The organism is Nosocomiicoccus ampullae, from assembly GCF_001696685.1.
In the GTDB taxonomy this organism is placed as follows: Bacteria; Bacillota; Bacilli; order Staphylococcales; family Salinicoccaceae; genus Nosocomiicoccus; species Nosocomiicoccus ampullae_A.
Genome location: NZ_MBFG01000017.1, coordinates 15,239 through 30,528 on the forward strand (window position 1 = coordinate 15,239; position 15,290 = coordinate 30,528).

12 protein-coding genes are annotated in these 15,290 nt (G+C 38.7%); all 12 read right to left on the minus strand.

Annotation, left to right across the window (positions count from 1 at the left end; genetic code table 11):
- Nucleotide 1: 1 nt before the first annotated feature.
- The 12 genes from pnp to BBS29_RS06785 all read right to left on the minus strand — a co-directional run bounded on the left by pnp (nucleotide 2) and on the right by BBS29_RS06785 (nucleotide 15,289).
- A complete protein-coding gene (gene pnp, locus BBS29_RS06730) occupies nucleotides 2-2,137 on the minus strand; it encodes a polyribonucleotide nucleotidyltransferase (protein ID WP_068130461.1) in 2,136 nt (711 codons plus the stop codon).
- Between the two features lie 94 nt (nucleotides 2,138-2,231).
- Nucleotides 2,232-2,501 carry a 30S ribosomal protein S15 gene (gene rpsO / locus BBS29_RS06735; protein WP_040929129.1) on the minus strand — a complete coding sequence of 90 codons (270 nt, stop codon included), beginning with the start codon at nucleotides 2,499-2,501 and terminating at the stop codon, nucleotides 2,232-2,234.
- A gap of 98 nt (nucleotides 2,502-2,599) precedes the next feature.
- Entirely contained in the window at nucleotides 2,600-3,538 is a 939-nt protein-coding gene (locus BBS29_RS06740) for a bifunctional riboflavin kinase/FAD synthetase (protein ID WP_068130464.1), read from the minus strand.
- Nucleotides 3,539-3,545: 7 nt separating this feature from the next.
- Nucleotides 3,546-4,457 (minus strand): tRNA pseudouridine(55) synthase TruB, encoded by a 912-nt coding sequence (truB, locus tag BBS29_RS06745; protein WP_068130467.1) that lies wholly within the window; start codon nucleotides 4,455-4,457, stop codon nucleotides 3,546-3,548.
- 99 nt (nucleotides 4,458-4,556) lie between these two features.
- Nucleotides 4,557-4,904 carry a 30S ribosome-binding factor RbfA gene (gene rbfA, locus BBS29_RS06750; RefSeq protein ID WP_040929133.1) on the minus strand — a complete coding sequence of 116 codons (348 nt, stop codon included), beginning with the start codon at nucleotides 4,902-4,904 and terminating at the stop codon, nucleotides 4,557-4,559.
- Between the two features lie 2 nt (nucleotides 4,905-4,906).
- Nucleotides 4,907-6,994: a translation initiation factor IF-2 gene (gene infB / locus BBS29_RS06755; protein ID WP_068130561.1), complete on the minus strand. Its 2,088-nt coding sequence runs from the start codon at nucleotides 6,992-6,994 to the stop codon at nucleotides 4,907-4,909.
- Between the two features lie 4 nt (nucleotides 6,995-6,998).
- Nucleotides 6,999-7,304, minus strand: coding sequence for a L7Ae/L30e/S12e/Gadd45 family ribosomal protein (locus BBS29_RS06760; protein ID WP_068130470.1), 306 nt, complete (start codon nucleotides 7,302-7,304; stop codon nucleotides 6,999-7,001).
- Complete coding sequence (rnpM, locus tag BBS29_RS06765) at nucleotides 7,301-7,585, minus strand: RNase P modulator RnpM (protein ID WP_068130472.1); 285 nt, start codon at nucleotides 7,583-7,585, stop codon at nucleotides 7,301-7,303. The genes BBS29_RS06760 and rnpM overlap by 4 nt, the downstream gene beginning before the upstream one ends.
- A gap of 13 nt (nucleotides 7,586-7,598) precedes the next feature.
- Complete coding sequence (gene nusA / locus BBS29_RS06770) at nucleotides 7,599-8,693, minus strand: transcription termination factor NusA (protein ID WP_084778903.1); 1,095 nt, start codon at nucleotides 8,691-8,693, stop codon at nucleotides 7,599-7,601.
- A 14-nt stretch (nucleotides 8,694-8,707) separates the two neighbouring features.
- Nucleotides 8,708-9,175, minus strand: a complete 468-nt coding sequence (gene rimP, locus BBS29_RS06775) for a ribosome maturation factor RimP (protein ID WP_068130475.1) — start codon at nucleotides 9,173-9,175, stop codon at nucleotides 8,708-8,710.
- Between the two features lie 106 nt (nucleotides 9,176-9,281).
- Complete coding sequence (locus BBS29_RS06780) at nucleotides 9,282-13,544, minus strand: PolC-type DNA polymerase III (RefSeq protein WP_068130478.1); 4,263 nt, start codon at nucleotides 13,542-13,544, stop codon at nucleotides 9,282-9,284.
- Nucleotides 13,545-13,597: 53 nt separating this feature from the next.
- Nucleotides 13,598-15,289: a proline--tRNA ligase gene (locus BBS29_RS06785; RefSeq protein ID WP_068130480.1), complete on the minus strand. Its 1,692-nt coding sequence runs from the start codon at nucleotides 15,287-15,289 to the stop codon at nucleotides 13,598-13,600.
- Between the last annotated feature and the right edge of the window lies 1 nt (nucleotide 15,290).

The following is a 15,290-nucleotide window of genomic DNA, read 5'->3' on the forward strand; positions in this document are numbered from 1 at the left end:
TTTATCCCTCCTCGTTATTCTTTTTGTTTTTATCGTTATCTTTCTTTTCAATTAACGCTTTACGAGATGCGTTTACGCGTCCTTGCTTATCGATTTCTGTTACTTTAACGAGTGTTTCATCGCCAATTTTTAACACGTCCTCCACGTTTTTAACGTGTGCGTGATCTAAATTAGAAATGTGAACGAGTGCGTCTTTACCAGGGAATAACTCAACGAACGCACCGAATTTTTCAATACGCTTTACTGTACCCATGTAAATTTCTCCAACTTTTGCTTCACGCGTTAAGTCTTCGATAATTTTACGTGCTTTGTCGATCATTTCTTGGTCGACAGCACCGATAAAGATCGTTCCGTCTTGCTCGATATCTAACGTTACGCCAGTTTCATCGATAATTTCGTTAATTTGTTTACCACCAGGTCCAATGACTTCACGAATTTTATCTGGGTTGATTGTCATCGTTTCAATTTTCGGAGCGTATGGTGATAACACTGTTCTTGGTGATTCGATCGTCGCTAACATGTTATCTAAAATGTGTAGACGACCGACGCGTGCTTGTTCTAACGCCTCTTCTAAAATATCTTCACGTAATCCGTCGACTTTAATATCCATTTGAATTGCAGTAATCCCTTTAGCAGTACCTGCTACTTTAAAGTCCATATCACCTAATGCGTCTTCCATACCTTGGATGTCTGAAAGGATTGTATAGTTTTCACCATTCATCATCATACCCATCGCAATACCAGCAACTGGTGCTTTAATTGGCACACCTGCGTCCATTAATGCGAGCGTTCCACCACAAATTGACGCTTGAGATGAAGAACCGTTCGACTCTAAAACTTCTGACACGACGCGAATTGTATACGGGAATTCCTCTTGTGAAGGAATGACTTGGCTAAGTGCACGTTCACCTAACGCACCGTGACCAATCTCACGACGTCCTGGAGCGCGAAGTGGTCCAGTTTCACCGACAGAGAAGTGCGGGAAGTTATAGTGATGCATGAAATGCTTCTCTTCTTCTTCTCCGAGTCCGTCGATAATTTGGTGCTCACTTAGACTTCCTAACGTCGCAACAGATAATACTTGTGTTTGTCCACGTGTAAATAAACCAGAGCCGTGTGCTCTAGGTAAAAGCGCAACTTGAGAGTTTAACGGACGAATTTCGTCCGGTTTTCTTCTATCTGGACGGATTTTATCTTCAGTGATTAAACGACGCACTGTATTAAATACCGCATCGTTAAATAAGCGTTTCGCTTCTTTTTCGTTCGCTTCGAAGTTTTCGTCTTCTTCATCGAGTAGAGCGATAATTGCTTCTTTCACTTCAGATAATTTATTATCACGTTCGTGCTTATCAACTGTTAATACACACTCTTCAATATCAAACTGCTCGAGTTGACTATCGACGATCTTTTGAATTTCTTCGTCGTCAACTGGTGGTTCAAATGCCATTTTCTCAGGATTCACGTAGTCGACGATTTCTTGTTGGAACTCGACTAACTTTTTAATTTCTTTATGCCCAAAAAGAATTGCTTCGAGCATTTTATCTTCAGGTACTTCTTTTGCACCTGCTTCAACCATGTTGATTGCGTCAAACGTTCCTGCTAAATCAAGTTCTAATACAGAGTTGTTTAACGTCTCAACATCTGGGTTAATGACGAACTCGTCGTCTTTAATACCGATACGTACACCAGCAATCGGTCCGTTAAACGGTACGTCAGAAACAGATAAAGCAATCGATGAACCGAGCATCGCTGCCATTTCAGGTGAGTTGTTTGAATCAACAGAAAGCACTGTCGAAATAATTTGAACGTCGTGTCTAAATCCGTCTGGGAAAAGTGGACGAATTGGACGGTCGATTAAACGACTCGCAAGTGTCGCTGCTTCACTCGGACGCCCTTCACGTTTATTAAATCCACCAGGTATTTTACCGCGTGCGTATAATTTCTCTTCGTACGCCACTGTTAGTGGGAAAAAGTCCATATCTTTTGGTTCTTTAGAAGCAGTCACTGTCGATAAGACAACTGTGTCTCCATATCGTACTAGAACTGCACCATTTGCTTGTTTGGCTACTTCGCCGTATTCAACGATTAGTGGACGTCCTGCCCACTCCGTTTGAAACGTTTTCTTAGTTTCTATCATATAATTTCTCTCCTCTACATACTTCTCTTTATGATACCATTTTTAACGACTAATTTATATAAAAAAAAGCATACCAAATGGTATGCTCTCTCTATTAACGACGTAAACCTAATTTTTTAATTAACTCACGGTAACGAGTAACGTCTTTTTCACGTAAGTAGTTTAATAAGTGCTTACGGCGACCAACCATTTTTAAAAGTCCGCGACGTGAATGGTGGTCTTTTTTGTGTACTTTTAAGTGTGCGTTTAATGTGTTAATTTCTTCAGTTAACACTGCAATTTGAACTTCTGGAGATCCAGTGTCCGTTTCGTGTACACGGTATTCTTCGATTAATTGTTGTTTTCTTTCTTTTGACATTGACATAGTCATGTCCTCCCTTTTATTAAATATTCGCTAATATCTGAGTCAAAAGTTAGGGTGTCTAATGACCAAGATATCGCACTTAAATAATTATACGCGATTTACTCGAATTTTTCAAGTAACTGTATGGCGTTTTCTTTATCGATTGTCATCGCTTCAATTAAATCATCTAAACCGTCAAATTTCTTTTCTCCACGTAAATAGTTATGAAGATACACTGACACTTCTTCACCGTATATCGTACGGTCAAAATCAATTAAATGCACTTCAATCGTCACTTTATAATCTTTGTGGAACGTCGGCTTTTTACCAATCGATGCGACACCTCTATAAATCGTATCATCTGCACCAATCGTCATCGTAACAGCATACACTCCGAGTGACGGTAGTAAAAACGGCCCGCTCGGTTCGATGTTTGCTGTTCTAAATCCGATTGTTCTCCCGCGCTTTTCACCTTGAACGACGACACCGTTAATTTGATACGGTCGACCGAGTATTTTATTTGCTTCTTCTAGCTTATCACTTAAAAGAAGTTCTCGGATTTTTGTCGTCGAAATTTTTTCTTCGTTTTCGTTTATCGGAAGTACTTTAGTCGTGTTAAATTCGTTGTACGTCTTTAACGTCGTAATCGATCCTTTACCGTACTGCCCATATGAAAAATCAAACCCTGCGATTACTTCTTTCACGTTGTTAGAGATTAAATACTCTTTCACAAACGTATCTGGAGATAACGCTGCAAAGTCACTTGAGAAGTTTACGACAAATAAGTAATCGATACCTTTTGCTTTTAGCATCTCTTCTTTTTCTTTTAACGGCGTAATGTACGTCGTACGTCGCATTTTCGGATTTAATACGACAGAAGGATGCGGATCAAACGTCATCACTGCTTTTTTTAACCCTTTTTCTTCAGCAATTTCAATCATCGTGTCGATCACTTGTTGATGTCCGAGATGCAGTCCATCAAAAAAACCGAGCGCTAATGCGATTGGTTCGTTTTCTATAGATAAATCATTTGAATAATATAGTCGATATGTTTTCATAAAGCCCTCACAAGTCATTTGACGTAAGAAACATTTTAAACGGTTTATATTCGTTTTCTTTATGTTTTTTATACAAACCGATTGGTCGGTTGTTTTTAACAAATAAAACTGTCTCTACGTCTTCATTATTCGTTAGTTTCATCATATCATTTTGACTCATCTTTTGCCCATTTGAAATTTTAAACAATGGCCCACGATCTTTCAGTTCATCTAATAGTTCGACAGTATATTCATCGCTTAAAACTTCTAAAATCGGAATAATCGACGCTTCACTAATCGTATCTAACTCGACCGCATCATCTTCAGTAAACCCACACGATTCTGTTCTTCTTAAATATGACATATGTGCTTCAACACCGAGTTTACGACCGATGTCTACAGCGAGCGTACGAATGTATGTACCTTTTGAGCATGTTACGTCAATTTGAAAATCTATCGTATCTTTAAACGTAATATCTCCAGTACGTTCTAAACGATAAATCGTAACGACGCGGCTCGGTCTTTCTACCTTTTCGTTATTTCGTGCGTATTCGTATAACTTTTTACCGTTTACTTTCACCGAGCTATACATCGGTACTGTTTGGTTATAATCTCTTTCAAAGTTTTCAATAACGTCGTCGATCATTTCTTTAGTAATATGTGATACGTCACTCGTTTTTACTTTTTCACCTGCAGAATCTTCAGTTGTCGTTGAAAATCCGAGCGTTACTACTGCTGTATAACTTTTTTGTCTTTCTTGTAACACTTCAGTCAGTTGCGTTGCATCTCCAACGACAACCGGTAACACACCAGTCACATCCGGATCTAACGTTCCTGTATGACCGACCTTTTTCATATGTAATTTACGTCTGACTTTCATGACGACGTCATGACTTGTCATACCTTTTGGTTTATCCACACAGATGACTCCACTATACATTGTGACACCTCTTGCTTTTTTCGATTAAAGATTTTTATTTAAATATAAATATAACACTAAATCTTTGAAAAAATAATGAGCGACGAATCGCCGCTCATATTATTTGTCTTCGTTTTTAATTTGGTTTAATAAGTCTTCAATTCTGCTACCGTAGTCGACAGATTGATCGTACTTCACGTAAATTTCTGGTGCTTTTCTTAAACGAATATTTTTTGCAACTGCTGAACGGAGTAATCCACGATATTTATTTAAAATATCTTCAACTTCTGCTTTATTTTCGTTTAAAGTCGTAAAGTACACGTTCGCATATTCAAGCTCTTCAGAAACTTCAACTTCAGTCACTGTAACGAGTTTTAACGATGGTTCTTTATCCATCACTTCGTTGTCGATGACTTCAGTCACTACTTTTTTAATTTCTTCTGCAACTCGGTCATTACGCTTAGCCATAATTAAACTCTCCTAACTTCAACCATTTGGAACAATTCGATTTGGTCGCCCTCTTTAATATCGTTAAAGTTTTTAATCGTAATCCCACATTCGTATCCTGAAGCAACTTCTTTTGCGTCGTCTTTAAATCTTTTCAGTGAATCGAGCTCACCTTCAAAGATAACGACACCTTCACGGATCACACGAACGCCTGCGTCTCTAGTGATCTTACCTTCAGTCACGTAAGAACCAGCGATTGTACCGATTTTAGATACTTTAATCGTTTGACGTACTTCAGCGTATCCAATGACTTCTTCTTCGTATTCAGGGTCGAGCATCCCTTTCATTGCTTGCTCGATTTCTTCTAATGCTTTATAGATTACGCGGTGTAGACGAATATCTACTTTTTCGTTTTCTGCTGTACGACGCGCGTTTGCATCTGGACGTACGTTAAATCCGATAATAATCGCGTTCGATGCGTTTGCGAGTGTAACGTCTGATTCGTTAATTGCTCCAACACCTGTATGGATAATTCGGATATTTACACCTTCAACATCAATCTTCATGAGTGACGCTGCAAGTGCTTCTACTGTACCTTGAACGTCCGCTTTAAGAATTAAGTTTAAGTCTTTTAACTCGCCTTCTTTTAGCGTTTCAAATAAGTTATCTAAACTAATCTTATTTGTAGATTCGCGGTCGCGCATAATTTTGTCTTCACGGCGTTTTTCACCGATAGAACGTGCTTTTTTATCGTCTTCAAAGACGACGAATCTGTCACCAGCTTGTGGAATATCGTTTAAACCAGTAATTTCAACTGGTAATGATGGTCCAGCTGTTTGGATTCTTTGACCTAAGTCGTTTGTCATCGCACGTACTTTACCGAACGTGTTTCCGACAACTAAAGAATCTCCAACATGTAACGTACCGTGCTGAACGAGTAGCGTCGCTACAGGTCCACGTGATTTGTCGAGCTCTGCTTCGATTACTGTACCGATTGCATCGCGGTCAGATTTTGTGCTTAACTCTTCAACTTCACTGACTAGTGTAATCATTTCAAGTAAATCATCAATTCCTTCACCAGTTAATGCTGAAAGTGGTACGAAGATTGTATCTCCACCCCAGTCTTCTGGGAATAATCCGTGTTCACCGAGTTCAGTCATGACGCGGTCAGGATTTGCTGTTGGTTTATCGATTTTGTTTACTGCTACGATAATTGGAGTCTCTGCAGCTTTAGCGTGGTTTAACGCTTCGATTGTTTGAGGCATTACACCGTCGTCTGCAGCGACGACAAGTACTGTTAAGTCTGTCACTTGAGCACCACGTGCACGCATTGTCGTGAACGCTTCGTGTCCTGGTGTATCTAAAAATGTAATATCTTTACCGTTCCAATGAATTTGGTATGCACCGATATGCTGAGTGATTCCACCCGCTTCTCCACTCGTTACGTTTGCGTTACGGATTGAGTCAAGTAGCGTCGTTTTACCGTGGTCAACGTGTCCCATAATCGTAACGATCGCTGGACGCTCTTCTGTTAACTCTTCGTTTTCTAAATCGAAGTAAATATCGAGGTCCGTGTCGTCGATAACTTCTTCTTTTTCAGCTGTATAGCCGTAGTTATCTGCGACGATTTCAACCGCTTCGTCATCTAAACTTTGGTTGATGTTTGTCATAATTCCGAGCATAAATAAGTCTTTAACGACTTTTGATGCGTCGACATTAATTTTTGAAGCAAGCTCACCGACTGTAATTCCTTCTTCATACGTAAACGTCTTTTCACCTTGAACCTCAGCTTTAGCTTCTTTTACAGGCTTTTCTTGTTGTTTTGGTTGTTGCTTTTGCTGCTTATTCTTTTTGTCATTCTTTTTGTTTACGTTCTTTTTATTGTCTTGCTTTTTATTGTTATGTTTATGTTTTTTATCTTTGTTTTGTTTTGGTTTGTCATTTTTCTTTTCTTTTTTAACAAACTTTTGGTCTAATAGTTTAACGTCATCATCGTTTAACGTCTGCATATGAGAGCTAAAGTCTTTTCCACTCTCGTTTAAAGTATTTATAACTTCTTTACTCTGTAAGTTATGTTGTTTCGCGTATTCATGAATTCTAATCTTACTCATTGAATCACGTTCCTTTCTCATTCAACTCTAACAACTTCTTTTTAAAGCCAACATCTGTCACACCGAGAACCACTCGGTTATATGCTCCAGTGCTTTGTGAAAGCTCGTGATTAGTATAATCTTCAATTAAAGGAATTGACTGAGTTGTTGTTTTATCGCGTATTCTCTTTTTTGTACTATTCCCAGCGTCACTTGCTAAGTAAACAAGTTTCACTGATTTACGTTTAATACCATCTAAAGTTAGAGGTTCACCGTTAATTACTTTTCCTGCACGTGTTGCAAGTCCGAGTAAATTTAACTCTTTATTCATCGCTTCGGAATATCCTCGCGGTATATGAGACGAATAATTTCGTCATACACTGGGCCTAACACCTCTGTTGATACACCGAGTTTACTTTCTAAAACCTTTTTGTCACGTGCATCGTTTACTTTTTCTAAATCTTTGACGACGTAGGCACCACGACCGTTTTTCTTTCCAGTTTCATCTGCAAATACTTCGCCGTCTTTCGTTTTAACGATTCGTATAAGATCTTGTTTTTTAAACATTTCACCAGATAAAATATCTTTTCTCATCGGAATTTTTCGTGCCATAAACGTCACACCTCTACTCTTCTACTTCAGTTTCTTCTAAAGTTTCTTCTAAAGTTTCTTCATCCTCAGTATCACCGTTAAATTCAGATTCTGAAACGATATCGATCTTCCAGCCTGTTAACTTCGCAGCAAGTCGTGCGTTTTGACCACGTTTACCAATTGCGAGTGATAACTGGTGATCTGGTACAACGACTGTCGTTGATTTTTCATCTTCATTAATAATTACGTCGACCACTTCTGACGGTGATAATGCGTTTTTAACGTATACTTTAGGATCTTTGTCATATAATACGATGTCGATTTTTTCACCTGATAACTCGTCGACGATTGCTTCAACGCGGGCACCTCTTGCACCAACACATGACCCAACTGCATCGACGTTTTCGTTTTCAGCGTATACTGAAATTTTAGAACGTTCGCCAGCTTCTCTTGCGACACTCATAATCAGTACTGTTCCGTCATAAATTTCTGGAACTTCTTCTTCGAAGAGTCGTTTTAAAAGATTTGGATGTGTACGTGAGACGTAAATTTGTGGTCCACGTGTCGTTTGTTCTACTTTGTTTAAATAGACGCGAATTTTATCGCCAGTTTTGTAGACTTCATTTGCCATACGCTCTGACTCTGGTAATACAGCATCCGTGTTACCAAGTGTGACGTATACGAAACGACTGTCGACTCTATCAACTGTTCCGATTAATAACTCATCTTCTTTATCGATAAACTCTTCATATAAAATTTCACGTTCAGCATCTCGAATTCTTTGCATAACTGCTTGTTTCGCAGCTTGTGCACCGACACGGTTAAAGTCTGAAGGTGTTACGTCTTCATCAAACGGGTCACCGACTTCATATGCTGGGTTGTATTCTCTCGCTGTGAGTAAATCGATCTCTGCTGTGTCGTCTTCTACTTCCTCAACGACGTCTTTTCTAGATACAACGCGGTAGTTTCCTGTGTCCATATTAATTTCTACACGGACGTTTTTATGTTCTTTATAATTTCTTTTATACGCAGTTAAAAGTGCCGCTTCAATTGCTTCAACGAGTACTTCTACTGGGATGTTCTTTTCTTTTTGAATATATTCTATTGCATTCAGTAATTCCTGATTCACTACTATTCCTCCATTCAAACTAATACAGCTTTACGAATTACAGCAATTTTGTCACGATCGACTGTTACAGTCTTTTCGCGCGTTTTATCGCGATACTTAATCGTTACCGAACTGTCATTGTACTCTGTGAGTATCCCTGTCCATTCTTGTTCACCATCGATATGCTGGTACGTTTTTACATAAATACCATTGTTTAACGTCGTCTCTAAATCTTTTTCAGTTTTGATTGGACGCTCTGCACCTGGTGAAGAGACATCGAGGAAATAATGACCGTCGATAATATCCCATTCGTCTAATTTCTCAGCAAGTACTTCACTGCCACGTACGCAATCATCTAACGTAATTCCACCTGGTTTGTCTAAATAAAATCTTAAAAACCAATCTTTACCTTCTTTTTTGTACTCCACTTCAATTAATGAGTAGTCCAATGATTCTACAACCGGTTCTGCTAATTCAAATATGTGTAATTCTTTTTTATTCACCGATACGTTCACCTCGCTTAAAACATAAGAAAAGAGCGGACACGATTGTGCGCTCTTTTCCAAATCCACAACATTTTATTTCTAGTTAATTATAACACATCATTATTTATAAGTCGAATATAGAAAGCTGTGCTTTATCTGGTAAATGATCTAAACTTCCAAGTTCTGTTAAATAATCGATCACTTTTTGGGATACTCCAGCTTTTTTATTTAAATCTTCTTTACTTATAAAGTGGTCATGTTTTCTCACTTCAGCAATATTTCTTGCAACACTTAGCCCGAGTCCTGGTACTGCAGTAAACGGTGGGATTAAAGCATCGCCTTCTATAATGAAGTGCTCTGGATGAGATTTTTCGATATTGACCGGTAACATATTAATATCACGATGTCTCATCTCATTCACAATTTCTAAAACGATTAATAAGTCTTTTTCTTTTTTCGTTAACTCATTGTAGTTGTCTTTCATCTCTTTTACGCGCGTACGAATTGTCGACTTGTCTTTTGTCATCGTCATTAAATCAAAGTCAGCCGCACGTACACTTAAATATGTCGCGTAATATTCTTTAGGATAATGCACTTTAAAGTACGCAATTCTTACTGCCATAAGAACGTACGCTGCTGCGTGAGCTTTCGGGAACATGTACTTAATTTTTAAGCAAGAATCGATATACCAATCTTCTACCCCATTTGCTTTCATCGCTTCAATCCACTCTGGTTGAAGTCCGCGTCCTTTACGTACACTCTCCATAATTTTAAACGCTAAACTCGGCTCGAGTCCTTTATACATTAAAGTAACCATTATATCGTCACGACACCCGATAACTGTTGAAATGTCACAAATTCCTTTTCGGATTAAATCCTGCGCATTTCCTAGCCAAACGTCTGTACCGTGTGATAATCCCGAGATTTGAACGAGCTCACCAAATGTATTTGGTTTTGTATCTTCTAACATTTCACGAACAAAAGGTGTTCCGAATTCAGGTACGCCGTACGTTCCAGTGTTACTCATAATGTCATCTCGACTTACACCGAGTACTTCTGGACCTTCAAATAGTTTCATCGTATCTTCGTCGTCGATTCGAATCGTCTTCGGATCCACGCCTGTTAAATCTTCGAGCATACGAATCATCGTCGGATCAACGTGACCAAGGATATCGAGTTTTAAGACGTTTTCGTCGATACTATGGAAGTCAAAGTGTGTCGTACGCCATTCACTCGACGTATCGTCTGCTGGATATTGAATTGGCGTAAAATCAAAGACGTCCATAGAATCCGGGATAACGATGATTCCCCCTGGGTGCTGACCTGTCGTACGTTTAATCCCTTCACTTTCGCTTGATAGTCTATCGATTTCTGCTTTACGTTTATGAAGTCCGTGATCATTCATATATCCATTCACGTATCCGAATGCAGTCTTATCTGCGAGTGTAGAAATCGTTCCTGCACGGTAGACGTAGTCTACACCGAATAGTTCTTTCGTGTAGTTATGTGCTGTCGCTTGATATTCTCCACTAAAGTTTAAATCGATATCTGGAACTTTATCCCCTTTAAATCCTAAAAACGTTTCAAACGGAATATCCTGACCTTCTTTAATAAACTCGACGTCACACTTCTCGCACTTTTTGTCAGGTAAGTCAAATCCTGAGTTATATTTACCATCGTCGAAAAACTCACTATGCTTACACTTCGGACAAATATAGTGCGGCGGCATCGGGTTAACTTCAGTAATCCCCATCATCGTCGCGACTAAACTTGAACCAACTGAACCACGACTCCCTACTAAGTAGCCGTCATCGAGTGATTTTTTAACGAGCTTTTGTGAGATTAAGTACACGACGCCAAATCCGTTTGAGATAATACTGTTTAACTCTTTTTCTAAACGTGCTTCGATGATTTCTGGTAATGGATCACCGTAAATCTCTTTTGCTGTTGAATACGTTAACTCTTTAACTTCTTCGTTCGCATTTTTAATTTCTGGTGTGAATAATCCGTTTTTAATAACTTCGACTTCGTCGATTGAACGACTAATTTCGTTCGTATTTTCAATGACAATCTTTCGTGAAAGTTCGTCACCTAAAAAGGCGAAGTTTTCTAGCATTTCAGTTGTCGTTCTAAAATGAGCATCTGGTAACGTTTGGCGGGATAACGGGTTCCCGGGGTTTCCTTTAATGATAATTTCGCGACGAATTTTATCTTTTTTATCGAGATAATGAACGTTTCCTGTCGCGACGACTGGAATCGATAACTCGTCACCGATTTTAATCATGTTATGAATGAGTTCTTCGTACATATCGTCATCTCGAATGAGCTCGCGTTCATAAAGATGAACATATAAGTCTTTTGGGAACACTTCTAAATAGTCATAGTAACGTGCTTTTTTAAGTGCCGCGTCATATGACTTTTCTAATAACGTTCGAAACACTTCTCCGTTATCACACGCACTTCCGATAATTAACCCTTCACGGTGAGCGTCTAAAAAGTGCTTTCTCACGCGGGGCACTTGGTAAAAACTATCTGTTAAACTATCTGAAACAATTTTAAATAAGTTTTTTAAACCGATTTGGTTTTTAACTAAAATTGTCGCGTGGCTCGGTTTACTTAACTTAAACGCATCATCTCTAGCGAGCGTATTAATATCCTGATGTGTGGCAATGCCCGCATTCTTTAACTGCGCTAACATCTTTATAAATATAAAACCTGTCGCTTCTGCGTCGTAGATTGCTCTATGGTGACTGACGAGTTCGACGTTATAATGTTTTGCGAGCGCTGCTAAGTTATGACGTTTTAAGTCTTTATTGAGTACTCGCGTAATCTCAAGCGTGTCGATGACAGGGTTATCTGACGGACCAAACCCAAGCTTAGTGAACGCCGTATCAATGAAGCCCATGTCAAACGTCGCGTTATGTGCGACATATATCGCATCCCCGACCCACTCTCTAAATTCAGGGAGAACATCTTCAAATTCACGTTCGTTTTCTAACATCGAATCTGTAATACCTGTTAAGTTTTTAATGACCTCTGATAACGGTTCATGCGGATTAATAAAGCTTTCATAACGGTCGATGATTTCACCGTTATGTACTTTAACTGCTGCGAGTTCGATAATTTTATCGTATCTACTAGATAACCCTGTCGTCTCAACGTCAAATACGACGTACGTCGCGTCTTCTAAACGCACTGGACTATCTTTAAATGCGAGTTTCGCACTATCTTCGACGATGTTTGCTTCCATACCAAAGAGCATTTTTAAACCTTTACTTTTAGCATAGTTATATGCGTTCGGGAATGCTTGAACGTTGTTATGGTCTGTTATAGCAAGTGCAGGATGTCCGTATTCAACCGCGCGGTCAATATAATCTTCTATTGTCGTCACACCGTCCATCGCACTCATCATCGTATGAAGATGAAGTTCGACACGCTTCTCTTCACTTTCATCTTCATGTTTAGGTGGTTTAGTAATCGTTAACGCACGTAAATTCATGACAAGGTCTTTTGCGAAGTCATCGTACTCAATATTTCCTTCGACGATTACCCAGTCCCCTTTATTCAGCGCTTCGAATACGTTAGTTTCTTCTTCTTTGTTACCGAAACGTTTCACTTGAATGCTATCCGTGTAGTCGGTAATTTTCATATTTAAAATTTGCTTCCCAGTACGTGTATGTATCACGTCTTTACTGAAAATTACACCTTCTAATCGGACGTTATATTCTTCATCTTCGATCGTATACATCTTTCTTACGCCATCAAACGTAAGTTTTTTACCGATTTGCTTAACGATTTCTTTAGGCTTCGATACTTCTTTTTCTTTCTCTTTTTTATGTTGTTCTAATAATTTTTCTGTATGATTCGTAATTTTTTGATCGAGTTTTTCATCGTTTTTAGTTTGTGCATCAAAATCTACATCTGCCACGATGTCTGAGATGAGGATGCCATATGAACGATATTCTAAAATTAAATTGTTTTTAATTTTTCGTTCAAAATATTCTTTAGTAACGTCACTCGTAAAACTAAATTTTAAAGTGTCGTCGTTATACATAATTTTCGAATTGTTAATTTGGCGCTTAAAGTTTTCAGTCACTTCGATATTTTCTAGCGCTTCTTTTAAATACTCGTAAATGTCTCGCTCTTTGAATTCATTAGCATGTACTCTTAAGCGAACCGTTGCGATATTTCGAAACGTCTCTTCGACTTTTTGCTTTAAAAACGCAAATACCGCGTAATCGATCAGCGTCTCAAAATGTATATGAAACTCCCATTCACGCGTCTTGTCGTCGACGATTACTTTTCTAAGTTCTCCGCCAGTTAACTGTTCATTGTCTTCTATATTTGCCTGTTGTAAGAGTATGTTAAATTGCCGGTTGTAATCCACAAAGCATCTCTCCAAAAAGAAGCGTAAATCTCTCGATTTACGCTGTAGTATTGTTAGTTATAATGTTCGTTTATAAATGATTCTAAGTCTTCTAATTTAACGTCGTGCGTTTCGTCACTATTTCTAAATTTCACTTCAACGACATCGTCTTTAATACCACGTCCGACGACAACTCTTACTGGAATACCGATTAAGTCTGAGTCGTTAAATTTAACGCCCGCGCGCTCATCTCGGTCATCGAGTAATACTTTATATTGTTTAGATAGTGAGTCGTATAATTCTTCTGCTGGATTTACGAACTCTTCTTTTTTAACGTTCATCATGACGATGTGTACGTCAAAAGGAGTGACAGATTTCGGCCACATAATTCCATTTTCGTCGTGGTATTTTTCAATGATTGCTGATAAAGCTCTTGAAATACCGATACCGTAACATCCCATTAAAACTGGAACACTTTGGCCACGTTCGTTTAGCACTGTTAAATTTAATGCTTCACTGTATTCAGTACCTAGCTCGAACACTTGTCCAACTTCGATACCTTCTCTAAACTTCACTGGTCCGCTACCATCTGGTGCCATTTCACCTTCAGTAATGAATCTAAAATCTCCGAAGTCTTCAACCTCAACGTCTTTTAAGTTCACGTTGATAAAGTGATAGTTATCTTCATTCGCACCAACTGGGAAGTTCTTCATCACTTCTACTTGATAATCGATATATACAGGAATTTTACTGTTAACTGGTCCGAGTGATCCTGGGTGTGCATTGAAAATTTCTAAAATATCTGATTGATCTGCAAGCTCTGGCTCTGTACTTGAGTTAAAGAATGATTTTAATTTAATCGTATTTAACTCGTGATCACCACGAAGTACGATCATTTTAAATTCACCGTCGACGTTAACGACCATCGTTTTCGTCGTTTCTTTTAGATCAATACCGAGTAAATCAGCAAGTTCACTACATGATTTTACGTTCGGTGTATCTACTTTTTCGATATCTTTTTCTACATCATTGCTTTTTTCTTCAGGACGTAAGCACGCTGCTTTTTCGATGTTTGCAGCATAATCACTATTTTCACTGAATACAATCGTATCTTCACCAATTTCAGATAGCGCCATAAATTCGTGAGTGTGTGAACCACCAATTGCACCACTATCTGCTTCAACTGCTCTAAAATCTAAACCGAAACGTGTAAATATTTTTTCATACGCATTGTACATATCTTGATACGTTTTAGACAGTGACTCTTGGTCGATGTGGAACGAATACGCATCTTTCATAATGAATTCTCTTCCACGTAATAATCCAAAGCGTGGGCGTAGTTCGTCACGGAATTTCGTTTGGATTTGGTAAATCGTGAGTGGTAGACGTTTATAACTACGTAACTCGTCTCTCACTAAGTCCACGACGACTTCTTCATGAGTTGGTCCAAGTAAAAAGTCTCTATCGTGACGGTCTTTTAAACGCATTAATTCTTTACCATATTTCTCCCAGCGGCCAGACTCTTCCCACAATTCTCTCGGTGCGAGTACTGGCATTTGAACTTCGTTTCCATCGATACGGTTCATTTCTTCACGTACGATGTTTTCGATGTTTTGTAGTACGAGTTTTGTAATTGGTAAGTACGTATACACCCCGCGCGCGAGTTGTTTAATCATTCCTGACTTTAACATTAACTGGTGACTTAAACTTTCAGCTGAAGCTGGAACTTCACGCTGCGTTGGTATAAACATTTTTGATTGTCTCATT

What these genes read in the sequence shown, in the direction of transcription:
- BBS29_RS06785 (WP_068130480.1), bottom strand. Translation starts at nt 15,289, where the DNA reads ATGAGACAATCAAAAATGTTTATACCAACGCAGCGTGAAGTTCCAGCT.
- pnp (WP_068130461.1), bottom strand. Translation starts at nt 2,137, where the DNA reads ATGATAGAAACTAAGAAAACGTTTCAAACGGAGTGGGCAGGACGTCCA.
- rnpM (WP_068130472.1), bottom strand. Translation starts at nt 7,585, where the DNA reads ATGGCACGAAAAATTCCGATGAGAAAAGATATTTTATCTGGTGAAATG.
- rpsO (WP_040929129.1), bottom strand. Translation starts at nt 2,501, where the DNA reads ATGTCAATGTCAAAAGAAAGAAAACAACAATTAATCGAAGAATACCGT.
- rbfA (WP_040929133.1), bottom strand. Translation starts at nt 4,904, where the DNA reads ATGGCTAAGCGTAATGACCGAGTTGCAGAAGAAATTAAAAAAGTAGTG.
- truB (WP_068130467.1), bottom strand. Translation starts at nt 4,457, where the DNA reads ATGTATAGTGGAGTCATCTGTGTGGATAAACCAAAAGGTATGACAAGT.
- BBS29_RS06740 (WP_068130464.1), bottom strand. Translation starts at nt 3,538, where the DNA reads ATGAAAACATATCGACTATATTATTCAAATGATTTATCTATAGAAAAC.
- BBS29_RS06760 (WP_068130470.1), bottom strand. Translation starts at nt 7,304, where the DNA reads ATGAATAAAGAGTTAAATTTACTCGGACTTGCAACACGTGCAGGAAAA.
- infB (WP_068130561.1), bottom strand. Translation starts at nt 6,994, where the DNA reads ATGAGTAAGATTAGAATTCATGAATACGCGAAACAACATAACTTACAG.